This is a genomic window from Sphingomonas sp. NFX23 (genome assembly GCF_049887795.1).
Classification (GTDB): domain Bacteria; phylum Pseudomonadota; class Alphaproteobacteria; order Sphingomonadales; family Sphingomonadaceae; genus Sphingomonas.
Genome location: NZ_JAGEKH010000003.1, coordinates 416,757 through 441,131, shown reverse-complemented (window position 1 = coordinate 441,131; position 24,375 = coordinate 416,757). Strand labels below are relative to the sequence as shown.

Annotated in this window: 17 protein-coding genes; 6 read left to right on the top strand and 11 right to left on the bottom strand. The window is 66.8% G+C overall.

Annotation, left to right across the window (positions count from 1 at the left end):
- A complete protein-coding gene (gene dinB, locus J4O76_RS09625; protein WP_426281532.1) occupies positions 1–1,086 on the bottom strand; it encodes a DNA polymerase IV in 1,086 nt (361 codons plus the stop codon).
- 100 nt (positions 1,087–1,186) lie between these two features.
- Between dinB and J4O76_RS09620 the strand changes: the two genes are divergently transcribed.
- Positions 1,187–2,626 (top strand): phospholipase D-like domain-containing protein, encoded by a 1,440-nt coding sequence (locus tag J4O76_RS09620; protein ID WP_426281530.1) that lies wholly within the window; start codon positions 1,187–1,189, stop codon positions 2,624–2,626.
- Between the two features lie 191 nt (positions 2,627–2,817).
- On the opposite strand, the gene ctrA is transcribed toward J4O76_RS09620, so the two are convergent.
- The 4 genes from ctrA to J4O76_RS09600 form a co-directional block, all read right to left on the bottom strand.
- Positions 2,818–3,519 (bottom strand): response regulator transcription factor CtrA, encoded by a 702-nt coding sequence (gene ctrA / locus J4O76_RS09615; protein WP_056064964.1) that lies wholly within the window; start codon positions 3,517–3,519, stop codon positions 2,818–2,820.
- A gap of 152 nt (positions 3,520–3,671) precedes the next feature.
- Positions 3,672–4,763: an AI-2E family transporter gene (locus tag J4O76_RS09610; protein WP_426281528.1), complete on the bottom strand. Its 1,092-nt coding sequence runs from the start codon at positions 4,761–4,763 to the stop codon at positions 3,672–3,674.
- 365 nt (positions 4,764–5,128) lie between these two features.
- Positions 5,129–6,847 carry a malate dehydrogenase (quinone) gene (mqo, locus tag J4O76_RS09605; RefSeq protein ID WP_426281526.1) on the bottom strand — a complete coding sequence of 573 codons (1,719 nt, stop codon included), beginning with the start codon at positions 6,845–6,847 and terminating at the stop codon, positions 5,129–5,131.
- A 249-nt stretch (positions 6,848–7,096) separates the two neighbouring features.
- On the bottom strand, positions 7,097–8,002 hold the full coding sequence (locus tag J4O76_RS09600) for a LysR family transcriptional regulator (protein WP_426281525.1): 906 nt from the start codon (positions 8,000–8,002) through the stop codon (positions 7,097–7,099).
- A 223-nt stretch (positions 8,003–8,225) separates the two neighbouring features.
- Between J4O76_RS09600 and J4O76_RS09595 the strand changes: the two genes are divergently transcribed.
- From J4O76_RS09595 to J4O76_RS09585, 3 genes are all read left to right on the top strand, one after another.
- Complete coding sequence (locus tag J4O76_RS09595; RefSeq protein WP_426281523.1) at positions 8,226–8,945, top strand: pirin family protein; 720 nt, start codon at positions 8,226–8,228, stop codon at positions 8,943–8,945.
- Positions 8,946–9,116: 171 nt separating this feature from the next.
- Complete coding sequence (gene wrbA, locus J4O76_RS09590) at positions 9,117–9,719, top strand: NAD(P)H:quinone oxidoreductase (protein ID WP_426281522.1); 603 nt, start codon at positions 9,117–9,119, stop codon at positions 9,717–9,719.
- 111 nt (positions 9,720–9,830) lie between these two features.
- On the top strand, positions 9,831–10,346 hold the full coding sequence (locus J4O76_RS09585) for a ferritin-like domain-containing protein (RefSeq protein ID WP_056489424.1): 516 nt from the start codon (positions 9,831–9,833) through the stop codon (positions 10,344–10,346).
- A gap of 63 nt (positions 10,347–10,409) precedes the next feature.
- On the opposite strand, the gene J4O76_RS09580 is transcribed toward J4O76_RS09585, so the two are convergent.
- The 6 genes from J4O76_RS09580 to J4O76_RS09555 all read right to left on the bottom strand — a co-directional run bounded on the left by J4O76_RS09580 (position 10,410) and on the right by J4O76_RS09555 (position 19,874).
- Positions 10,410–10,790, bottom strand: coding sequence for a hypothetical protein (locus J4O76_RS09580; RefSeq protein ID WP_235524733.1), 381 nt, complete (start codon positions 10,788–10,790; stop codon positions 10,410–10,412).
- A gap of 100 nt (positions 10,791–10,890) precedes the next feature.
- Complete coding sequence (locus J4O76_RS09575) at positions 10,891–13,149, bottom strand: glycosyltransferase (RefSeq protein WP_426281520.1); 2,259 nt, start codon at positions 13,147–13,149, stop codon at positions 10,891–10,893.
- Positions 13,146–14,246, bottom strand: coding sequence for a zinc-dependent alcohol dehydrogenase (locus tag J4O76_RS09570; protein ID WP_426281519.1), 1,101 nt, complete (start codon positions 14,244–14,246; stop codon positions 13,146–13,148). Before J4O76_RS09570 ends, J4O76_RS09575 begins: the two co-directional genes overlap by 4 nt.
- Positions 14,239–16,311, bottom strand: coding sequence for a glycosyltransferase (locus J4O76_RS09565; RefSeq protein ID WP_426281517.1), 2,073 nt, complete (start codon positions 16,309–16,311; stop codon positions 14,239–14,241). The genes J4O76_RS09570 and J4O76_RS09565 overlap by 8 nt, the downstream gene beginning before the upstream one ends.
- On the bottom strand, positions 16,308–18,506 hold the full coding sequence (glf, locus tag J4O76_RS09560; RefSeq protein WP_426281847.1) for a UDP-galactopyranose mutase: 2,199 nt from the start codon (positions 18,504–18,506) through the stop codon (positions 16,308–16,310). Before glf ends, J4O76_RS09565 begins: the two co-directional genes overlap by 4 nt.
- Positions 18,507–18,704: 198 nt before the next feature.
- Positions 18,705–19,874 carry a glycosyltransferase family 4 protein gene (locus J4O76_RS09555; RefSeq protein WP_426281516.1) on the bottom strand — a complete coding sequence of 390 codons (1,170 nt, stop codon included), beginning with the start codon at positions 19,872–19,874 and terminating at the stop codon, positions 18,705–18,707.
- Between the two features lie 230 nt (positions 19,875–20,104).
- Between J4O76_RS09555 and J4O76_RS09550 the strand changes: the two genes are divergently transcribed.
- Together J4O76_RS09550 and J4O76_RS09545 are read left to right on the top strand one after the other, a co-directional pair.
- Entirely contained in the window at positions 20,105–22,996 is a 2,892-nt protein-coding gene (locus tag J4O76_RS09550) for a DUF2339 domain-containing protein (protein WP_426281515.1), read from the top strand.
- Entirely contained in the window at positions 22,993–24,342 is a 1,350-nt protein-coding gene (locus tag J4O76_RS09545) for a DUF3999 family protein (protein ID WP_426281514.1), read from the top strand. The genes J4O76_RS09550 and J4O76_RS09545 overlap by 4 nt, the downstream gene beginning before the upstream one ends.
- The last annotated feature ends 33 nt before the right edge of the window (positions 24,343–24,375 follow it).

Here is a 24,375-nt window from a genome sequence, read left to right as displayed (position 1 = left end):
CTACAACAGGCTTGGCTGCACTTCGTCGTCTTCGCCCATGATACCGGACAATGTCAGCCCGAGGAGGCGCACGCCGTCCGGCACGGGCAATTGCGCCATCAGCAGGTCGAGGCCTGCCGAGAGGAATGCGGCCTTGTCCGTGACCGGTGCCTGCGACGATCGTGCGCGCGTGATCGTGCGGAAGTCGGCGTGGCGCAGCTTAAGCGTGACCGTGCGACCGCGGGTGCCGTGCCGTTCGATCCGCACCCATGCCGCATCCGCCACCCGGTGCAGCGCCGCGCGCAGATCCTCCGCCGTCGTCAGGTTCGTCTCGAACGTCCGTTCCGCACCGACCGACTTGGCGGCCCGGTTGACGCGCACGGGCCGGTGATCGATGCCGCGTGCCGCGCCGTAGAGATAGTCCGCATAGCTGCCGAAATGCGCCTGCAGGAACGCGAGCGTCATGCCGTAGAGATCCGCGCCGGTGAGGATGCCGAGCCGCTCCATCTTCTGCGCGGTCACTGGTCCGACACCGTGGAAGCGCTTGACCGGCAGTGACTGGACGAACGCCGCGCCGCGCTTCGGCGTGATGATGCAGATGCCGTCGGGTTTGTTCTGGTCCGAGGCGAGCTTGGCGATGAACTTGTTGTAGCTGACACCGGCGGACGCGGTGAGGCCGGTATCAGCCTTGATCCGCGCACGGATTTCCTCCGCGATCGCGGCTGCTGTGCCGAGCCCGCGGATGTCCTCGGTCACGTCGAGATACGCTTCGTCGAGCGACAGCGGCTCAATCAGGTCGGTATAGTCGGCGAAGATCGCGCGGATCCGGTCCGAGACTTCGCGGTACACGTCGAACCGGGGGGGCACGAACACGAGGTCGGGACATTTTCGGATCGCGGTGACCGACGGCATCGCGCTGCGAACGCCGAACGCGCGCGCCTCGTAGCTCGCGGCCGCCACCACGCCCCGCGCACGCGATCCGCCGACTGCCACCGGCCGGCCCTTGAGCGAGGGATCGTCGCGCTGTTCGACCGACGCGTAGAAGGCGTCCATGTCGACATGGATCACCTTGCGCTGCGCCGGCGGCTGGGTAGGAGGAGCGGCCATCGTCATCCCAGATAGGGCGGCCGGGCGCGACGATACAGGGCATTCACGCAACCAAACCGCACGCCACGCATATCAGTCGGCAACGGACGAAGGGATACCGATGCAGGTTGGGACGGAGTGCTGGCGGATCGAACGCGCCGAACGGATGGCGGTGATCGTCGATGCGGCGGACTATTTCCGGACGGCGCGCGTCGCGATGCTGGGGGCCAAACGCCGCATCCTGCTGATCGGCTGGGACTTCGATGCGCGTATTTTGCTCGAGCCGGGCGTCGATCGGCCGGGCGAACCCAAGACGCTGGGCGCGTTCATGCACTGGCTGGTCGAGCGCGAACCCGAACTCGAGATCTTCGTGTTGCGCTGGGATACCGGGGCGATCAAGTCGCTGTTCCGCGGATCGACGCTGTTCACGATGATCAAGTGGATGCGACACAAGCGGATCCATACCAAGCTCGACGGGCATCACCCGACCGCGGCGTCGCATCACCAGAAGATCGTCATCATCGACGACGCGCTGGCGTTCTGCGGCGGGATCGACATGACCGGCGACCGCTGGGACACGCGCGATCACCACGACGGCGATCCGCACCGCGTCCAGCCATCGGGCAAGCCGTACAAGCCATGGCACGACGCGATCAGCGCGGTGCAAGGACCCGTCGCGCACGCGCTGGGCGAACTGTTCCGCCGGCGCTGGCGACTGGCGGGGGGCAAGCCGATGGCGGCGGGCGTGCCGGGCGGGACGTTCTGGCCCGAGGGGCTGGCGGTCGATTTCCGCAACGTCGACGTCGGCATCGCGCGGACCGAGCCGGAGATGTCGGACCAGGCGCCGGTGTCCGAGAGCGAGGCGCTGTTCCTGGGGCAGATCGCCCGCGCGAAGAAGCATCTGTATATCGAGAGCCAGTATTTCGCGTCGCGGAAAGTGGCGGAGGCGGTGGCACGGCGGCTCGACGAGGCGGACGGGCCGGAGATCGTCATCATCAACCCGACTGTGGCGCAGGGGTGGCTGGAGCCGCTGGCGATGGATACGGCGCGGGCGCGGTTGATGGAGGCGCTGCACCGGCGCGACACGCACCGGCGGCTGCGGATGTATCATCCGTACACCAAGGACGGCGCGCCGATCTATTGCCACGCAAAGATCCTTATCGCCGATGACGACGTGTTTCGGTTGGGGTCTTCGAACGTCAATAATCGGTCGCTGCGGCTCGATACGGAGTGCGACCTGGCGATCCGGGCTGTCGATGCGGCGACCGCGGAGGGGATTGCGGCGATCCGGGACGGGTTGATGGCGGAGCATCTCGGTGTCGCGGTTGAGGTGGTCAGTGCGATGATCGCCGAGACGGGCTCGTTGATCGAGACTATCGAGAGGTTGCGGCAGGAGCGGGTCGGCGTGAGCAAGACGCTGCGGTGTTACGAGGTGCCCGACCTGACTGCGGTCGAGGCTTGGTTGGCGGATAACGAGGTGCTGGATCCGGAGGGCCCTCAGGAGATGTTCGAGTCGCTCAGCCAGCGGGGGCTATTTCGGCGGTGGCGGCGTAACGCCTAGCGGGGCGCTGCGTTCGAAAAATAATCCGTCATCCTGACGAAAGTCAGGATCCAGAGCAATCGAGGACGGCCTTCTGTACCCTGGATCCTGACTTTCGTCAGGATGACGAAATTCGGCGGCTATCCCGAAAAATAGGAAAGGCCGCGGCACCCCCCGATGCCGCGGCCTTCGTGCTCCCGAAAACTGGGGAGTTACGCTACCTGGGATTCGAGCACTTCGTCGGGTTCGCGCAGCACGTAGCCGCGACCCCAGACGGTCTCGATGTAATTTTCGCCGTCGCAGGCGAGGCTGAGCTTTTTCCGCAGCTTGCAGATGAAGACGTCGATGATCTTCAGCTCGGGCTCGTCCATTCCGCCGTAGAGATGGTTGAGGAACATTTCCTTGGTCAAGGTCGTGCCCTTGCGGAGCGAGAGCAGCTCCAGCATCGCATATTCCTTGCCGGTCAGGTGAACGCGGCTGCCATTGACCTCGACCGTCTTCGCATCGAGATTGACCGCCAGCTTGCCGGTGCGGATGACCGACTGGCTGTGCCCCTTCGAACGACGGACGACGGCGTGGATGCGCGCGATCAGTTCCTCCCGGTGGAACGGCTTGGTGACATAGTCGTCGGCGCCGAAGCCGAAGCTGCGGACCTTCGAGTCCATCTCGTTGACGCCCGACAGGATCAGCACCGGCGTCGCGACACGGGCGACACGCAGGCGCTTGAGCACGTCGTATCCGTGCATGTCGGGCAGGTTCAGGTCGAGCAGGATGATGTCGTAATCATACAGCTTGCCCAGATCGAGGCCTTCTTCCCCGAGATCGGTGATGTAGACGTTGAACCCTTCGGTCGTCAGCATCAGCTCGATAGCCTTGGCCGTCGTCGGCTCGTCCTCGATCAGCAGCACTCGCATGCGTCGTCCCCTCTTCGCAAGACCGTCCGACACCCCATGCCAGCCGCTCGACTTCTATTCATTAACCACACAACATCTGAAGGCAAAAGGTTAATTTCGAACTAAGGTTGACGCGGCGAATCGATCGGATCACTGCCGAGCAGTTGAATTCTTTACAAATCTTCACTCGGAGGGCTCGGCGTCAGGTCGGGGCCGAGCAACGTCCGGTGAACCGTCTTCGGGATATCCTCGCCGAGAACCTCGCGCAGATACAGGCTGCGGACGAGCGTGAAGATGACCACCAGCAATGCGGCCGAGAAGAACAATCCGAACAGGCCGAAGATCGTACCGATACCGATGATCGCGAAAACCGTGATCGCGGGCGGGATAGAGATCACGCGGTTCTGCACGTACGGCGTGATGAAATTGGTCTGGACGAGCCGAACGACCGCATAGGTGACGAGCGTGCCGACGATCGACGAGGTCCCTTGCGTCGCGGCGAGTCCTAAAGCGGGGATCATCGCCGCGGTGGGGCCGATATACGGAATGAACTCGGACAATCCGGCGAGCAGGCCGAGCGCGGCAGCGCTGGGGACGTCCGAAAACCAGAGACCGATGCCGACCAGGATGCCCATCGTCGTCATCAGGATCAGCGACGAGCCGAGCCACAGCCGCAGCGTCGAGCCGACGTCGAACAGCGCATCCTCGACCGCGGCGCGCTTCGATCGCGGGATCAGCAGCAGGAAGCCGCGTTCGTACACCTTGGGATCGGCGGCGAAGAACAGCGCGCCGACCAGCAGCAACAGGCAGTTGAGGACGAGTTCGCCCGCGCCCGTCACGAGGCCGCCGACGTCCTGCGCGACCTTCGACCCGGCATTGGCCTGTTGCACGGCGTCGACGAGCTTCGCGCCGACCGCGCTTTGCGAGAGATACGCGGCGAGTTGGTCGAGCAGCGCCGGTGTCTGGGCGATCAGCACATTGACCTGGCTGCGGAACTGCACGCCGAACAACCAGACCAGGAACGCGATGACGCCGAGTACGGTGGCGATGCCGAGGCCTAGCGCCGGCTTGCGTGGAACGCGGAGATGGTCGCGGTAGAGATCGGCGATCGCGTGGATGACGATCGCGCCGAGCATCGACCCGAAGGCGAGGATGAGCAGGTCGCCGGCCTTGTAGAGCGCGGCGACGACCGCGACGATCACGATGGTCAGGATGACGCGGCGGATGAAGCGCGAATCGTCTGCATCGGGGGCCAGGCGGTTCATGCCGCGGCCCGCCGAAAAGCCGGAAGTTCACAAAGTGCACACGCTGGCGCGGTTTGTGCGGAGTGTGCACTTCCGGCTTTTGGAGCGGATCCGAGGCTGGCTTGATGGCGGTTTTGCGAGGAGGGCGGGGCGATCATCTTGCGACCGTGGCAGATCGTCGCAGCGTAGGACAGCCGTTCCAAGGACTTAAGGTACGTTCCGGAAACGGCGCTCGCTGATCCTCCCCCGCCAGGGGGAGGTGGCTGGCGCTTGCCAGACGGAGGGGGCGGTAAGCGACGACCGCCGTTCCGTGTCCTCCCCCTCCGTCACCTTCGGCGACACCTCCCCCTGGCGGGGGAGGATTGCAGTATAGCCGTCGTTCGAACTTAAAGTGCGAGGTCGGGGCTACGGTCTGGCTTTACGCGCATCGCCGCGGGGCGTGGGCTGGCTGCGACGCCGACCGTGGGCGAGGGGATCGCGAGTTGCAGCGTGTCCGCGGTCGAGGCCCAATGTTCGGCAAGGACGTCCGGGGTCTCGTTGAGCATCACGCCGTAGGTCGGCACGATCTCGCGGATCTTCGCCTGCCACCCGGCGGTGGCGAGGTGGTTCGGGAACACCTTCTTCAACAGGTTGAGCATGATCGACGGCGCGGTCGAGGCACCAGGCGAGGCGCCCAGCAGCGCGGCGATCGAGCCGTCCTTCGACGCGACGATCTCGGTGCCGAGGCGCAGCACGCCGCCCTTTTCCGGATCGCGCTTGATGATCTGGACGCGCTGGCCTGCCTGCCACAGGCGCCAGTCGGCGTCCTTCGCGCCCGGGAAATACTCGCGCAGTGCGTCCATCCGGTCGCTGTCCGACATGATGAGCTGGCCCGCGAGATATTCGACGAGGTCGAAATCGTCCCAGCCGACCGCGAGCATCGGCCGGAAATTGTCGAGCGTGACCGACGCCGGAAGATCGAAATACGAGCCTTCCTTGAGGAACTTGGTCGAGAAGGTCGCGAACGGGCCGAACAACAGCGCCTGCTTGCCGTCGAGGAAGCGCGTGTCGAGATGCGGCACGGACATCGGCGGCGAACCGACCGCCGCCTTGCCGTAGACCTTGGCGAGATGGCGGTGCGTGATTGCGGGCTTGTCCGCGACGAGGAACGAGCCGCCGACCGGGAATCCGGCATAGTCGTCGGCCTCGGGGATGCCCGACTTCTGAAGGATCGGCAGCGCGCCGCCGCCTGCGCCTGCGAACACGAAGCGTGCCTTGATCACCTGCTTCTCGTCGGTCTTCATGTCGCGCGCGGTGACGCGCCAGCGCGCCTTCTTGCCGCCGATCGTCTCGCGTTCGAGCGAGCGGACCTCATGCCCCGTGGTCAGCGTGAAATTGTCCTGCTTGGCGAGCGAGCCGATGTACTGGCGCGTGACTTCGCCCCAGTCGCAATCGGTGCCGAGCGGCGAGCGCGTCGCGGCGAGCTTCGTGCCGGGCGCGCGGCCCTCCATCATCACCGGCACCCACTGCGAAATCTGCTTCGGGTCGGTGGTGAATTCCATCCCCGAGAACAGCGGGCTCGCCTGGAGCGCGGCGTGGCGCTTTTGCAGGAAGGCGACGTTGGCATCGCCCCACACGAGATTCATGTGCGGCGTCGAATTGATGAACGAGCGCGGGTTGGCGAGGATGCCGGTATCGACCTGGTGGCTGAGGAACTGGCGCGTGACCTGGAACTGCTCGTTGATCTCGACCGCCTTGGCGATCTCGACCTTGCCGTCGGCCTTGTTGACCGGCGTGTAGTTCAGTTCGCACAGCGCGGAGTGGCCGGTGCCGGCGTTGTTCCAGCCGTTCGAGCTTTCGTCGGCGACCTTGTCGAGGCGTTCGACCATCTCGATCGTCCAGGTCGGCTCGAGTTCGCGCAGCAGGACGGCGAGCGTCGCGCTCATGATGCCGCCGCCGATCAGCAGGACGTCGACGGTGCGCTCGGTGGTCGCGGCGTCGGCGTGCGCGATCGGCAACGCGGCTGCACCGCCGGCGACGATCGCCGAGCCGAGCAGGTTGCGGCGGGTCACGCCGGTCTTGGTTTCTGGGGACATCGTGTCGTTAGCGTCTGGCCGCATGGTCATGCCTTTTCGTTTCGGCATGGTCCGCTGTCCCGACACAGGCCGAAGACGACGAGAATCCATGACCGGATTATCGGGTCAGCCACGCGGAAATTACGTAAATCGATACAAATACTACCGACTGAGCGCGGCCGCTGCTCAAAGTCCTCATCCCGGTATCGGGTGTCGTTGGGATCGCGCTGGGGTGCAAACTCGAGCGTTTATCCAGCCTCTTACATGGCATCCGGCCCGGTTTTGCGCAAGGTCGCCGCTTTACGCTTGCCCTGCGTTCGGATCCCGGAGGCGTGCGGCGAGGAAGTCTATGAGTGCTTCGACACGGGCCGGGCGGAGGGGACTTGGCGGGGTCAGGAGGTGGAGACCGATCTTCGCGGGCGCCCAGTCTTCGAGGATCGTGACGAGTGCGCCGGACGCGATATGCCGGTCGACGATGAAGTCGGGGAGGCGCGCGATTCCGAGGCCGGCGATCAGCGCGGGGACGATCGCCTCGCCGCTGTTGGCGGTGAGCTGGCCCTGCAGGCGGACCGAGACGTCCGCGCCGCCGGGGCCGTGGAAGCGCCACGGGCCGACGACGTTCGAATAGCCGACCAATTGGTGCTCGCCGAGTTGTGCCGGGTGCGTCGGGGTGCCATGCTTCGCGAGGTAGCTGGGGGCGGCGACGGTGTGCGCCTGGATGCTGCACAGGCGGCGCGCACGGAGCGAGCTGTCGGGAAGCTCGGCGATCCGCAGCGCGACGTCGAACCCTTCGGCGACGATGTCGACGCGCGCGTCGGAGAGGTGGAAATCGACCTCGATACCCGGGTGCACGACGAGGAACTCGGCGAGGATCGGCGCGACGTTGGTGACGCCGAAGCTCATCGGGGCGGCAAGGCGGACGCGGCCGGTATGCGCGCTGGCGGCGTCGTGTGCGGATTCCTCGGCGGCGCGGGCTTCGGCGAGGATCCGCGCGGCGTGCTCGGCGAGCGGCTTGCCGGCTTCGGTGAGCGCGAGGCGGCGCGAGGTGCGATGGAAGAGCGACTGGCCGAGATGCGCTTCGAGCCGGGTGATTGCCTTCGACACGGTCGCCTTGCTGAGCCCGACCGCGTCGGCGGCGGCGCTGAACGAGCGGTGCTCGACGACGCTGGCGAAGATCGCCCAGGCTTCGAGATCGGGCAGGCGCATGTGGGTCTCCAGATCTTCCCCCCTCCCTGGAAGGGAGGGGCTGGGGGTGGGTCGCTATCGAGGGAACGTCGCATTCGCCAAGCGGCCGACCCACCCCCAACCCCTCCCTTTCAGGGAGGGGGGTAAGTAGGGGATGTTAGCCACCGAAACGATCGGTTTCCAGCGTTTCTATTTACGGCGTAATCGCAGCGCTTATCTTGGGTTCAACCAGTGGAGACCTATCATGACGACCACGACCCTTTCCAAAGTTGAACGCCGCCCCTTCGACAGCCTCGGCCACGCCGATCATGGCTGGCTGAACGCACGCCATCATTTCTCGTTCGCGAGCTATTATGATCCGGCCCGGATGGGCTGGGGTGCGATCCGCGTGTGGAACGACGACCAGATCGCTGCGAACTCGGGCTTCCCGCCGCATCCGCATCAGGACATGGAGATCATCACCTATGTCCGCAGCGGTGCGATCACGCATCAGGACTCGCTCGGTAATAAAGGCCGCACCGAGGCTGGCGACGTGCAGGTGATGAGCGCGGGGACCGGCGTGCGGCATGCCGAGTATAACCTTGAGCCGGAGACGACGACGATCTTCCAGATCTGGATCGAGCCTTCGCGTAAGGGCGGCGCGCCGAGTTGGGGTGCCAAGCCGTTTCCGAAGGGCGAGCGTTCGGGCCAGTTCGTGACGCTGGCCAGCGGGTTCGAGGGTGACGGCGATGCGCTGCCGATCCGTGCGAATGCCCGCGTGCTGGCGGCGACTTTGAAGGCTGGCGATAGCGTCGATTATGCGGTCGGCGAGGGGCGCCATGTGTATCTGGTGCCAGCGACTGGTGCGATCACGATCGGCGACGAAGCCTTTGGAGCGCGCGACGGAGCGGCGTTGCTGGGCGGCCAGACGGTGACGATCACGGCTCAAGAGGACGCCGAGATCGTTCTGGTAGACTCGGAGTAAGCTTCTTTCCTCTCCCGCAAGCGGGAGGGGGCAGGGGGTGGGGTCGCGCTCACCTCCGCCGTGATCGTTATTGAAGATACGCACTTCGATCCGGCTCGTTTGATGAAACCGGGTGCCCACCCCCCAGCCCCCTCCCGCTTGCGGGAGGGGGAGCCTAAGAAGGAAATTACCATGACCAAAGTTCTCGTGCTCTATTACTCGTCCTACGGCCATATCGAGCAGATGGCGGATGCCGTCGCCGAGGGCGCGCGCGCCGGTGGGGCCGAGGTGGACATCCGCCGCGTCGCCGAAACCGCACCGCAGGCGGTGATCGAGGCCGCGCACTTCAAGACCGACACCGCGCACGCCGAGATCGAAGGCCCCGCCGCGCTCGAGCGGTATGATGCGATCATCGTCGGTGCGCCGACCCGGTTCGGCCGGATGCCCGCGCAGATGGCGCAGTTCTGGGACACGACCGGCGGCCAGTGGTTCTCGGGCGCGCTGATCGGCAAGGTCGGCGGTGCGTTCACCTCGACGGCCAGCCAGCATGGCGGTCAGGAAACGACGTTGTTCTCGATCATCACCAACCTGATCCATCACGGCATGACGATCGTCGGGCTCGACTATGGCTTCCAGGCGCAGATGGGTGTCGACGCGGTCAAGGGCGGCTCGCCCTACGGCGCGACGACGATCTCGGATGGCGACGGCAGCCGCATGCCGAGCAAGGACGAGCTTGATGGCGCGCGCTACCAGGGCAAGCGGATCGCCGAGACGGCGGCCAAGCTGAAGGGCTGATCCCCCGACGCTCCGGTGGTTGGGGGAGACGAAACTTACCCCGCGGTAAGGGCGTTTCCCCACCACCGGAGCATTTCGCTTCGCGTGCACCAGCTATGCGAGGATATGATCATGGGCTTGTTTTCCAAGGACATCGCGACGTTCGAAGACCTGTTCCTGCACCAGTTGCAGGACGTGTATTATGCCGAGCACCAGATCACCAAGGCACTGCCGAAGATGACCGACAAGGCGACCGCGCCGGGTCTGAAGGCCGGGTTCGAAACGCACCTGCGCGAGACCGAGGGACAGATCGTTCGGCTCGAGCGGATCTTCGAGCTGCTCGGCGAGAAGGCCAAGGCCGTGACCTGCCCGGCGATCGACGGGATCATCAAGGAAGCCAACGAAGTCGCGGGCGAGATCGCCGACAAGGCGGTGCTCGATGCGGCGCTGATCGCGTCGGCGCAGGCGGTCGAGCATTACGAGATCACGCGCTACGGCACGCTGATCGCGTGGGCGAACCAGCTTGGTCGCAGCGAGATCGCGGCGATCTTGAAGGAAACGCTCGACGAGGAATATGCGACCGACGACAAGCTGACCGCGATGGCGACGTCGAAGGTCAATCCGAAAGCCGAGGCGGTGACCGCCTGAGGTTTTCGCGACGTAACTAAGGAAACGGGCCGGCGATCTGACGATCGCCGGCCCGTTTTTCGTTCAGGCCTTCTTGCGCGCGCGCTTTGGTGCGGCGGCGGCTGCGACGTCCTCTTCCTCGTCCGGCGCGTCCTCACCGGCTTCGGTCAGTGCTTCGCCGAGTGCCTTCAGCTTGTCCTGCGACTTGTCGGCCTTGTCGGCGATCTTGGTCGTCGCGGTACCGAGGCGGTGAAGCAGCGCGTGGACGCGGTCCGCGTCGGGCGTGTCCTTCTCCAACTGCTTGCGCAGCGAGCCGAGATCGCGAAGGATGCCCTTGGCGCCGGAGACGTCGGTATCGGCCAGCGCGGCTTCCCAATCCTCGACCATGTCGGCACCCTTGGTGGGCTTGGTCGCGTCGAGCCCGCGATTGATCGCGTTCATCGTTCCTGCAAATTTAATGGCCATGTGATCTCTCTCCGCATGCCTTTGTGGCGACCGTCAACGCGACGTGGCGGCGGAAATGTCCCCTCGATCGTATCGACTTCGATCAGTATCCGGGCCCAAGTTAACGCAGGATATCGCGCCCCTGCGCCTGCCGGATCACGTCGGCCAGCGCGGCGTTCGGTACGCGGTCGGCGAGGTCCGGCGAGCAAGCGAGCAAACCGTTGGGGCAGTAGCGATCGTCGTCCCAGCCGGGGTGGTCCAGGATCGGGTAGAGGCACACGCCCTCGACCGGCACGCCGAGCGACTGGGCGATCTTCACCTCGCGCAGGATCATGCGGATCCAGGCGGGACGGGCGCTGCCTTCGATGCCGGTTTCGGCGATGAAGATCGGGCGGCCATAGCGGGCGTAGGCGTCGGCGAGGATCGTGTGGAGCGGGCGGCTGAGGGGGTGGTCGTAGGCTAGCGGGGGGCCGCCGTGGATCCACTGGTTGTTGTGGTAGAAATTGACGCCGACGATATCGAGCAACGCCGGTCGGCCGCCGATCTGCGGCCAGGCTTTGCCCACGATCATGTCCCAGGCCTGGTATTGCGCGAGGCGGTGGCCTTCGGCGGCGGGGGCGTCGTGCGGGCGGGCGGGGTCGGTGATGACGTTGATGACCGGGTCGGCGTGGACGAACCTTGCGGCGGGGTCGACCGCAAGGATCGCCTCCATCGCCGCAATCGACGCGCGGGCGAGTTGGACCTTGAGTTCGTAGCCGCGGCCTCGGGCGAACGGGTTGAGATAGGCTGCGTCGCCGCCGCCCCAGGCGAAGAACGAGATCTCGTTGACGGGGGCGTAGAAACGGGTTTCGCCGGGTGCGGCCGGGCCGATATGGCGCGCGGCGGCGGCGGCGAAGGCCGCGAACCGTGTGACGAAGGCGGGCGTCCAGATGTCGATGTCGTCGGGCCAGCCGTAATGGAGCAGGTCCCAGATGACTTCGGTGCCGATCGCTTTGGCAGCTTCCAGCTGGCGGTCGAGACTGGACCAGTCGTAGCGGCCGGGTTCGCGTTCGATCAGATGCCAGCGCAGGCCGTCGCGGACCGTCAGGATGCCGAGCTTGGCGAGTTCGCTGTAATCATGCGCGGCAAGGGTGTCGTGATGGCTGGCGGCGATGACGTCGACGCGCTTGCGGTCATGCGCGCGGCGGTGCGTGGAGGATTCGAAGCCGCCTTGCAGGAAGCTGCGGAAAAGTCCGGTCGGACGAGGTAAAGGTGACCGGTCGGACAGGACTTCGGCGAATAGGGATTCCCAGCGGGGGACGACCGCGGCGACAACGTACTCGCTGTCGACCTTAGCGCGGAGGGCGATGCCGAGGCGGGTTCGGAGTGCCGGGTCTTCGATGAGTTTCGTGATGGCGGTAGCGACCGCGGACGGGTCTTCGTGGGGCACGAACAGGCCGCTGATCCCGTCGACGATCTGTTGTTCGGAGCCGTTGTCTCGGGTCGCTATGACGGGGAGGCGTGCGGCGCCGGCTTCGGCGATGACGTGCGGCATGCCTTCACCGCGGGAGAGCCAGACGAAGATGTCGAGCGCGGCGAGCAGGTCGGGCACGTCGTCGCGGTCGCCGAGGAAGGTCAGGGCGGTGTCGAGGCCGAGGACGTGCGCGCGGTTGCGGAGGGCGACGGCGTATTCGGGAATGAAGGCGTCCGGTCCGCCGATCACGACGAAACGCGCGCGGGGGTGGCGGGCGTGGATGAGCGCGGCGGCTTCGATGAAGTCTTCGACGCGCTTCTTCGGGTCGAGCCGGCCTAGCCAGCCGATCAGCGGTATGTCGTCGGCGATGCCGAGTGCCGCGCGGACGGGGACTCGCCGGGTGGGATCGAAGGCGCGCGTGTCGACCATCGACGGGATCTCGATCGCGTGGTGTTCGCGGCCGGGCATGCGGCTGGCGGCGGCGTCGCGGATCGAGGCGCAGACGCCGACATAGCGTGCGGTGAAATGCTTGGGGCCGGCGAGCGCTTCGGAGACGAGGCCGCCATGCTCGATCAATGGCGGGCGGAGGTGCATGCGTTCGAGCGCGGGATAGATGTCCGCGACGTTCTGGCATGAGACGACGACGTCGTAAGCAGGCAGCTTGCTGGCGAGGTAGGCGACGGTCTCGTCGAAACCTAGCGCATAAGGGGTGCGGTCGACGGGGACGCCGATCGCTTCCAGTTGCGCGTGAGTCTGCTCGGGCATGCCGTCTTTTCGGAAGCAGGCGACGACCTCGATCCGGTAGCGGGTCGGGTCGAGCGCCTGGGCGAGCAGACGCACTTCCGTCTCCTCGCCGCCGACGACGAGCCAGGCGAAGACGAACAGGATGCGGATCGGGCGGGCGTCGGCAGTGAGTGCGGTGCTCAATCGCCGACCTTGAAGACGATCTGGAGGAATTCGGGTCGCTCGCCGACCAGCTTTGCGATGAACTTGGGGGCGTCGTCATAGGGCACGACGTGCGTGATGAGTTGCGCGCGGATCTCGGGGCCGCGGGCGAGAAGGAGCTTCACCGTCTCATTCGCGAGGCGGCGACGGTCCCATTGGAAGCCTAGCCCGCGGGGGACGCGGTTGATCTGGGCGCAGCGGAGGTTGAGGCCGTTGTGGTGGAATTCCTCGCCGAGCCGGAGCCGGTCGGCGCCGCCCTGGTAGAAGGCGAGATCGATTACCGTGCCTTGTGGTCTCAGCGCGCGCATCGCGGCGTGCAGGCTGGCGGCGTCGGCGCGGGTCTGGAACACGACGTCCGCGCCGCGATCGTCGCCGCCGTGGAGCCAGCGTGCCTTGGCGTACGCCCAGGCCTGGTCCTCGGTCATCGCGGTGATACCGAGGCATTCGGCGCGCAGGCGGCGGAAGGGGGAGGGGTCTGCGATCACGACTTCGCTTGCCCCGGCAGCTTGTGCGAACAGGGCGGTCAGCATGCCGACTATGCCTGCGCCGATCACCAAAGCGGGACGGCCGCGGATGCCGTCGCCGAGGTTGACGACGTTGGGGCCGAGCAGTTCGACGTCTGCGTGAAGAATGCCGTTGGCGGCGATCGGACCCATCTGCCCGATATAAATGCCGAGGATCGGATCGAGCTCGGGTGGGAGCTTGGTCAGCAGGTCGTTGAACGGGTCCGCGGTGTGGCCGGTCTTGTGGCCGAAAACGGTGCCGACGACGTCGCCGTTGGCGAAATCGCCGACCCGGCTGTCGCTGACGCGCGCGCATTCCATGTAGCCGAGGAACGGCACCGGATAGTGCGCGCTCGGTTCGCCGGGGACGAACACGCCGCGGCCAGCATCCCAGCGGGAGTGGAGATACGGATTGCTGTTCTTGACGAAGGTGAGTTCGGTGCCGGCGGAGAACCCGGTGTAGAGCAGGTCGAGGCGGACTTGGCCGTCGCCTGGGGGTGCTTCGTCATAGCCGAAGAAATAGGCCTGGCCGGGACGTTCGACGCCGAGCGAACGGACGTGGCGCCACTCAGACATGCGCGACCTCCCGTTCGCGGACGTCGATCGCGCGGCCTTCGACGGCGGAGCGTTCGATCGCCAGCGCCAGGCGGAGCGTTTCGAGCGCGGCGGGGTAGGGGCAGCGGATGCGGTTTTCGCCCCCGCGGACCGCGTCGATGAAGTCGCGATCCTCGAGCACGACCGGATCGCTGCCGGTGCCGCGGACCGGGCGGCCGCGGCCGATGTCGATCATCACGTCGCGGTCGGTGAGTTCGATCGCGAGGCCTTCGCCGAACAGATGCAGGCCGACGCGGTGGTTCCAGTTGAGCAGGCAGGTCGAGGCGAAATTGGCGATCGCGCCGCTGGCGAAGGTGAGCATCGCGGTGCTGGTGGTCGCGACGTCGAGGCCGGGGAAGGCGGCGCGGTCGATGTGGCCCGACTGGCCGTAGACGCGGACGACGTCGCCGACGAGATAGCGCGCGAGATCGACGAGATGCGTCGTCTGTTCGAGCATCTGGCCGCCCGATGCGTCCTTCTTCCACCACCAGCGCGGGGGCGGCGTGGAGTCGAGCCAATAGCCGGATAGCAGGCGTGCGGGGGTCGCTGAGAGCAGCGCCTTCACCTCGTCCACGGTGTCGAGATAGCGCCAGTGGTAGCCGACCGCTGTGACGAGGCCGAGCCGGTCGACTGCCGCTGCGACATCCTCCGCGGTGCCGAGATCGAGCGCGACGGGCTTCTCGACGAAGAACGGCAGCGTGTGCTCGATCGCGAGGCGCTCGGGTTCGCCGTGCGCGAACGGGGGCACGCAGATGTAGAGCGCGTCGAGTTCGACCGCGGCCAGCATCGCGGCGGCATCGTTGAACGCCCGCGCGCCGAAGCGGGCGGCGGCGTCGGTCGCGCGCGCCATGTCGACGTCGGCGACCGCGACGATCGCGACGTCGTCGAACTGCTCCAGCACGCCGAAATGGCGATTGGCGATCCCGCCTGCGCCGATGAACCCGATCCGTGTCCGCTCCACGCCGTCTCCCTTTGGTTGTCTATCTGTCTGGTCTTGCACGGCGGCGTAGACCGCGCGCGTGTCGGCGATCATGCGATCGGCCGAGAATAGGTCCTGCTGGCGTTCGATCGCGGCGCTGGCCATCGTTTTCAGGCTGTCGCGGTCAGCGAGCAGCGTGACGACGGCATCGGCGAAACTGGCCGGGTCTGCGGCGGTGAGGCGACCGGTGACGCCGTCCTCGATCGCTTCGGCATTGCCGGGTGCGACGGTGGCAACGACGGGGAGGCCGGCGGCCATCGCTTCGAGCGCGACCAGCGGCAGGCCTTCGAACGCGGAGGGGAGGACGAGCAGGTCGGCGAGCGTCATGAGGTCGGCGACGTCGCTGCGGGCGCCGAGCATGCGGACGGTGCCGGCCAAGCCCTTCGCGGCGATGGCGCGTGCGGTCTGGGTGAGGAGGGGACCTTCGCCTGCTAGCAGCACGATCACGTCCGGGTGCGCGGCGCGGATCGCGGGCAGCGCGTCGAGCAAGAGAGCGTGGCCTTTTTGCTTGGCGAAGCGTGCGACCATCAGGAGGACGGGGGCATTGCCGACGCCCCATTCGCTGCGGAGGGCTTCGCGAGAGCGCGAGGGTTTGTGCGCGCCGACGCCGTTGTGGATCGTCGCGACCAGTGCCGGATCGACGCCGGCTGCGCGGTGGCTGTCGCCGACTGCGTCCGAGACGCAGATCAGGCGCGCGAGTGCGGCCGAGGTTTCGCGGTGCTCGTCGCGCTGCGCGAAGTCGGTCAGGAGGTAGGGGAGGTGTTCCGTGCGGATCACGGGGACGCCGGCAGCGTGCGCGGCGCGGACTGCGGGGTGGCCTTCCCATCCTATGCCGGCGTGGACGTGGACGATGTCGGGCGCGGCGCGGTCGAGCCAGCGCGCGAGGTTTGCATCGTCGTCGAGCGCTTTCACCGCATAACCCCTGGCGGCTGCGTGTTCGAGCAGGCCGGTGCCGGGGCGCGCGGCGACGACGATCTCGTCTCCGCCCAGTCCTTCGGCGAGCGTCATCATGTGTGCGCCGACGCCGGACGGGGCGAGGCTGTCGGTCAACAGGCAGATGCGGGTCATTCGGCGGCCATAACGGGGGTCTCGAGAACGGCCGACTTTGCGACCATGCGGCGATACGTCGCGAGCGCCTGCCCGACGACTTGGTCCATATTGTAGTAGCGATACGTCGCGAGCCGACCGACGAAGGTCACGCCTTCCTCCGCGTCGGCGAGTGCCTCGTAGCGTTTGAACAGCGCGTGATTTTCGGGGCGCGGGATCGGGTAATACGGGTCGCCCTCCGCGCTGGGGAATTCGTAGCTGATGCTGGTTTTCGCGTGCAGTTGGCCGGTCAGGTGCTTGTACTCGGTGATGCGCGTCTGGAGCACGGCTTCGTCGGGATAGTTGACGACCGCGACCGGCTGGAACTGCGCGACGTCGTGCGTCTCGTGGCGGAACTGGAGGCTGCGATAGGGGAGCTTGCCGAAGCGGAAGTCGAAATATTCGTCGATCGGGCCGGTGAAGACGATGTGGTCGACGTCGATGCGGTCGATCACGTCGCGATATTCGACGCCAAGATCGAGCGTGATGCCGGGGTGATCGAGCATCGCCTCGAACATCCGGGTATAACCGTTGGCGGGCATCGCCTGGAATTTATCGGTGAAATAGCGGTCGTCGGTCGAGGTGCGGGTCGGCACGCGCGCGGTGACGGCGCGATCGAGTTCGGACGGGTCGAGGCCCCATTGCTTCCGCGTGTAGCCGCGGAAGAACGTCTCGTAGAGATCGCGACCGACTGCGGCGACGACGACGTCTTCGGAGGTGCGGATGTCCTCGACCGATTCCGCGCGGCTGGCGAGGAAGGCGGCGGCTTCTGCGTCGTCCTTGAGCGACAGGCCGTAGAGTGCGTTGAGCGTCGTGCGGTTGATCGGCATCGGCACGAGCTTGTCGTCGACGCTGGCGAGGACGCGATGTTCGTACGGTCGCCAGTCGGTGAAGCGCGAGAGATAGTCGAACACGTCGTTGGAATTGGTGTGGAAGATGTGCGGGCCGTAGCGGTGGATCAGCACGCCCGCCGCGTCGTGTTCGTCATACGCGTTTCCGCCGATGTGCGGGCGGCGGTCGACGACGAGGACGCGCTGGCCGCTGTCGCTGGCCAGGCGTTCGGCGAGGACCGCGCCGGCGAACCCTGCGCCGACGATCAGCGTGTCGTAGCGTTCGCGCTTCGGGGCGGGAGTGTATTTTTTACCGTTTAAGATGCGGTCGATCTCGGTGGCCATGGCGGTTTGCGTGCGGTCCCAGGATTGCGTGGCGAGCAGGCGGTCGGCTTCGTCACGCCATGCGCCTTCGCGGGGGAGGGCGAGCGCGGCCTTGCACGCTGAGACGAACGCGGGCGCGTCGGCGGCGATCGAGACGGCCGCTGCGTCGCCGTAGTGGCGGATCACGTCGACGATCGGCGTCGAGACGACGGGCAGGCCGCCGGCGAGATATTCGGGGGTCTTGGTCGGGCTGATGAAGCGCGTCGCGGCGTTGATCGCGAACGGCATGAGCGCGACGTCCCAGCCGGAGAGATAGGCGGGGAGTTCGTTGTAGCCACGTCCGCCGAGCCAGTGGATATTGGCGCGGCGTGGCAGGTGCGCGGGGTCGATCTTCACGACCGGGCCGATCATCACGAACGACCAGTCGGGGCGCTGCGCGGCGACCGCGTCGAGCAATGCAAGGTCGATGCGTTCGTCGATGACGCCGAAGAAACCGAGCTTCGGACCGGGGATGTGGCTCTGGTCTTCGGGTTCGCTGTTGCCGGTCAGCGCTTGTGCAAAATGCGCCACGTCGACCGCCGAGGGGAAGGCGTGGACGTCGCAGTGACGGCCGCGCTTGGCTTCGTAGAGGCTGTAGCCGCCGGTAAAGACGAGGTCGGCGCGCGCGAGCAGCCTCCCTTCGCGGTCGAGCAACGCGGGGTCGGCGAAGCGGAACGCAGACAGTTCGTCCATGCAATCGTAGACGACCGCGGCGGCGTCGAGATGCTCGGCGAACGGGAGCATCATCGGCGTGTAGAACCATAGCAAAGGCTTGGCCCGAATGCTCGTCGCGACAAGCATATCGAGCAGTTGCCGCAAGCCCGCCTCGACCTGCTCGGCATTCCACCAATGCGGCAGCCGCGGGCGCAGTGCGATCACGTTGTCGGCGGGAAACGGGTGATGTTCGAGGAACGGCAGCGGATGGTCGCAGGGGATGTGTTCTTCCCAGACGAACACGCTCTGGGTTTGCGCGAACCGCTTCATCAGATGCTGCGGGCGCTGCGTGACGAAATCCCAGCGGAGATGCGAGAAGCAGATCAGCGGCGGCGGGGCGGCATCGTCGGACTTCGAGGGCGTGAGAATAGGTCCGATACCGTGCACGCTCTTCCAATCCGCAAATCCGCGGTTATCCGCGTTGTCGATAGAACCTAAGCCCACACCTCAAACCTGACTATGTAAATGTCATTGCTTTGCATCATGTATTTGCTGGATAATTGCCCTCAAACGCACGATGCTATGCTGCCACGTCCAACGTTCCAACACGGCCTGGCGGGGCCGATATTCTTCGTAGGTTTCGCGCATTGTAAGAATTGCATCGGCAAACCCGTTCGTCGAAGCCGTCATGCCGGTGTCGGGCCGAATGAACTGCAATCCGCAGCGTAATTCGGCGTTGGCGAGTACGGGCAGGCCGGCGAGCATGTATTCGGTGAGGATCGCCGGCGCGCCGTCGTCGATGCCGCAGACGACGCCGAACCTGGCGCGGTTCATCAGGCGGTTGACCTCGTCGATAGGCACGCCCGGCGGTCCGACGAATTCGATCGAGAGGTTCTGGTCGCGTGCGCGTTGGCGGAGTGCGTCGGCATCCTCGCCATAGCCGAAGACGCAAAGTGCACGCACGTCGCGCGGCAGTTGTGCGAGTGCGTTGAACAGGATGTCGTGGCGCTTATACGGTTGCGCGGCGGCGACGTAGATCAGGTCGACGTCCTTGGGTTTGCCGAGTGGACGGAACTGGTCGATCGCGGCGAATTCGGGACCGACCGGCAGGATCGCAGTGCGCATGCCGGGGTGGCGGGCCTCGACTTCGTCCGACTGCCACTGCGCGCCGGTGATGACGAGATCGAAATGTTCGCTGACTTCGGGCGGCACGCGCAACGAGGGCGCGTCGATCGAATTGTAGAGGATGATGCTGTTCGCACAGAGCGCGAGGAGTTCGGGCGCGACGCCGAGACCCAGCACGACGAGGATGTGCGGTGCGCCGAAGGTCCGCACGAAATCGATCATCTCGGTGGAGGCGAACGGTGCGTGGTCGTGGTCGAGGCGGAAGGCGCGGCGCGCGAGCACCGGGCTATCGCGGTGGAATGGCGGGTCCCCGTCGCCGCGCCAGTGATGCCAGATCTCGGCCTGCTCGACGATGCCGGCCGCGGCGAGCGCGAGGGGAAGGCGTTCGAGATACCCGCCGGCGACGGGCTCGCGGTGGTCGGCGGCACCCGTCCAGGGTTGGCTCGCGGGATCGAGCGCGCGCCATGCCGATCCGTCGCGAGGAGGCGTTGCGGCGGAGGGATCCGCGGGAGGCCAGCCGTCGACCCAGTCGCTGATGACGACGACCGATCGTCGTTCGCTCAACGCCACCATGCACGCATTCCCTGCATCGGTATCTCCCCTGGTCTTGCACCCTTTCGTTGCAGGGCAGGCACTTAACGGGCGAAATCGAGAAACGGGATCATGCAGCTTAAATTTAGTCGGCGCGCGTATTCGCAATCACGCTCGACCGGCGGGGGGGCTTGCGCCATGTTAGTGCAAAGACGTCCATGAGTAGGTGGGGCGATGACTAGGCGAGGGCAGCGCGGACGATGCTAATCTGGATGGCGATAGTCGGTGCTTTGCTCGGCTGGGTGCTCGGAAGCTTTTCAGAAACCGCTTTATTCTTGGGCGGGGCGGTTGGCTTGTGCATCGGCTGGGCGTTGCGGCGGGCGATGCGGATCGAGATCGTGCGCGAGACGGCGGTACTGAGCGCCGAGGTCGCCTTGTTGCGGGCCCACGTCAACGAACTGATGGACGCGCCGCGCTATCGCACGGACGGTGTCGCCGATGTGCCCGAGGTCCGCACTACGCCGCGATCGATCGAGCCGTTGGTCGCCGAGCCGTCGACCGCGACGGTCGCGCCGGAGGTCGTATCGCAACGTGAAGCACTAACCGACTTCGATACCGCGGCGGGAAGCCGGTGGGGTTCGCCGCCTTCGGGCGACCGCGTTGCGTCTGTACCTGCGCCCGCCGAACCACGCGAGCCGGGCTGGTTGGCGAGCGGCGTTGCGGCCGCGCGCGGCTGGCTGTTCGGCGGCAACACTATCGTCCGGCTCGGTCTCGTCATCCTGTTCGTTGGACTGTCGTTCCTTGCCAGCTATGCGGCGGCGGCGGGGCTGTTTCCGATCGAGTTCCGTCTCGCGGTGGTCGGCCTGTTCGGCATCGCGTTGCTCGGCATCGGCTTCCGGACGCGAACCAAGCGTCCGGATTTCGCGCTGGCGTTGCAAGGCGGCGGCGTCGCGATCATCTATCTGACGTTGTTCGGGGCGGCGCGCTTCTACGATCTCGTACCGCTGTCGGCGGCGTTCGTGCTGATGATCGCAGTCTGCGCGCTCGGCTGTGCGCTGGCGCTGTTGCAGCGTTCGCAGGCGCTGGCGGTGACGGCGTTCGCAGGCGGGTTCGCGGTGCCGTTGCTGCTGGGCGGGGAGGGCGGCAATGCGCTCGGCCTGTTCGGGTACGGGACGATCCTGAACCTCGCGATCCTGTTCATCGCGCGGGCGCGGACATGGCGCGTGCTGAACCTGGTCGGGTTCTTCGCGACGTTCGGGATTGCGAGCCTGTGGGGCGCGACCGCGTATCGGCCCGAACATTTCCTGATCGCACAGATATTCCTCATCGTCTCGGTGCTGATCTACGTGGTGACCGCCGTGCTTTATACGCGGGCGACGCCCGGCAAGTTCGGCAACGCGGTCGATACGACGCTGTTGTTCGGGCCGGCGCTGGCCGGGTTCGGGCTAGAGGTCGCGCTGATCGGCGACCGGCCGTTCGGCAGCGCGTTTGCGGCATTGGGCTTTGCGGCGCTGTATCTGGGTGTCTCGCTGGTGGCGCGGCGCCGGCAAGATCAGGGGCTGCGCGTGATGAACGAGGCGATGCTGGCGATCGGCATCGGCTTCGTCACGATGGCGATCCCGCTTGCGCTGGGCGCGCGCTGGACCTCGGCGGCGTGGGCGCTGGAAGGCGCGGGCGCGTTCTGGGTCGGGATGCGGCAGGCACGCTGGATGCCGCGGCTGTTCGGGCTGGCGCTGCAGGTCGTCGCGACCTTGCTGTATCTCGGCACGCTCGACGACAACGTTGCGGCGCTGCCGTTCGCCAATCCGGCGTTCGTCGGTGCGATCCTGGTGGCACTCGGCTGGTTAGCGACGGCATGGTTCGCGAAGGAGACGATCGTGCCCGGCGAGACGCGACTTGCGCGGGCCTATGCACGGGGCGAGGCGGTGATCGCGACGCCTGCGTTCCTCACCGGGTTTGCGGCGTGGTGGATCGGCTGGCTGATGGAGGCGACGCGGCTTTATCCGGCGGTCGAGCGATCGCTGTCGCCGGTGTCGGTGTTCTCCACGAACGTGCAGATCCTGTTGGCGATGCTGGCGTATCTGGTCAGCGCAGCGGCGTTCCAGACGATCGCTCGGCGTCGCGACTGGCCGGTCGCGGCGTGGCCGGCGCGCGTGAGTGTGGGCGCATTGTGGATCGGCTTCGTCGCGCAGGCCGATCGGGGCGGGACCGTGCTGTCGTCGCCCGGCTGTTTCCTGTGGATCGTCGCGCTCGCGGTGCATGGCTGGATGCTGTTCCGCAGCGACCGTGACGACGTCGCGACACCGGGTACGCGGGCGGTGGCGTCGGCAAGCCATGTCGCGGGCGTCTGGCTGGCGGTGGTCCTGATCGCCGACATGCTGTGGTACGGGATCGATCGCGCGGCACTGTGGTCGACGGCGTGGAACGAAGTGACGTTCCTGGCGGGCGGGGTGGTGGTGCTTGCGGGCCTGACGCTGTGGGCGGGACCGGCGTTGCGCGGCGTCCGGGCCGCGACGCGGTGGCCGCTCGATCGCCATGCGGTGGACTATGCCTGGACGGCGGCGGTGCCGATCGCGCTGGGTATCTTCAGTGGCGCCGCGGCAATCGCGCTGTTTTCGTCGGGCGATACCGCGCCGTTGCCGTTCGTGCCGCTGCTCAATCCGGTCGACGTGATGGTCGCGCTGGCGGCGGGCGTGCTGTTGCTGTGGCGGCGGGCAGTGCTGGCTGCAGATGCGGTGCCGGCGGGCGCGGCGCTGTTGGCGAGCAAGCGCATCTGGCTGCCAATCGCCGCGCTTGGTTTCGCCGCGGCGAACGGTGCGTGGTTGCGGACGGCGCATCATCTGGCGGGCGTGGAATGGGAGGCGGATACGCTGCTCGGCAATGCACTGGTCGAGACCGGGATCGCGATCCTGTGGACGGTGATCGCGCTGACGCTGATGGTCGTCGCGCATCGGCGTGCAACGCGCAGCCTTTGGCTGGCCGGGGCGAGCCTGTTGGGGGCGACCGTCGTCAAGCTGCTGGTCGTCGACCTGTACGCGACCGGCGGCGGCGCGCGGATCATCGCCTTCATCGCGGTCGGGATGCTGATGCTGCTGGTCGGGTATCTGGCGCCGCTGCCACCCAAGGTCGCGTCGGATGATACGAAGCGTGGGGCGGTGGCATGAGCGGGGTTCGGTGGCGGTTGGGCGCACTGGTCGGCGCGGTACTGTTGATCGCTGCGGCGCCGGCGGGATCGGATGGCGAGCCGGACGGCTATGCGCTTCGCTTGCCGCTGTCGGTGGAGGCAGGTGCGAAAGTCCAGCGACTAGCGTTGCCGGCCGCGGTGCTGGCAGGATTGCAGACCCGCGACGGGCATGATTTGCGCGTGTTCGATGCGAAGGGGCGGGCGATGCCGATCGCCCGTGCAGGCGCGTCCGCGGTGGTCGGCCATGTGTCGCTCGATCCGATGCCCATCCTGGGGGCGCCCGATGCGCTGAAGGTGTCGGGCGTGTCGTTGAGGCTCGATGGGCGCGGTGCGGCGCAGGTCGCCGAAGTGCGCGGCGAGCCGGTTGCGGCTGGCGGCGCGCCCGTGCTGCTCGGCGTGCTGCTCGATGCGCGGCGGGTGTCGGGCGCGGTCGAGCGGGTTGCGGTTGCCGCGGACTTGCCGGTGGGCCAGCCGGTGACGTTGACGGTCGAGGCCAGTGGCGACCTGCGCGAGTGGCGGCGGTTGGGCAAGGCGACGGTCTATCGGCGCGCGGGCGAGGCGGTGCGGTCGTCGATCGTCGCGTTGGACGGTGCCACCGTGGCGCGGGAGTATCTGCGGATCACGTGGAGCGCGGGGTCGCGGTTGCTGGCGCCGGTCGCGATCCGTGGCGCCGTGCTCGATGTGCGGCCGGACGGTGCGGCGGCGTCGGAAACGGTCGAGGCTCAGGCGCCCGCGCCGACGTCCGGGCTTGCGCGCATCGTCGATTTCGCGGTGCCGTTCGCGACACCGATGGCGAGCTTGCGGGTGATACCGGTCGAAGGCGATGGCGTCGTACCGGTTCGGATATTGGGGCGGGACGACCGCGAGCAGCCCTGGGCTCTGCTGGGGCAAGGCGTCGCGCGCAGCGATGGCGGGCGCGACATCGCGCTGTCCGGCGACGCACCGCGTGCGATCCGGATCGAGGCCGATGCTCGCAGCGCGGGGTTCACCGTCGCGCCGCGCTTGCGGATCGGTTTTGCGGACCGTGGCGTGATCTTCCTCGCCAGCGGCACCGCGCCGTTCACGCTGGCGGCCGGGCGCGCTGCGGCGAAGGACGTGTTCCTGTCGCCCGCCGATCTTGCCGATGGGCAGGGCAGGCCGGGCGAAGCGCGGCTGGTGTCGGTGCCGGCCGCGACGGTGACACTGTCGGCGCTCGGCGATGCGGGGGCGCCGACGCGGAATATCGTGCTGTGGGCGGTTCTGCTTGCGGCGACGGCAGTGCTGGCCGGGGTGGCGTGGATGCTGTGGCGGCAACAGGCGACGCAAGCGCCGCGCGATCCGAGCTGACGGTCAGGGTCCAAGGTATCGGCCCGCAGCGGG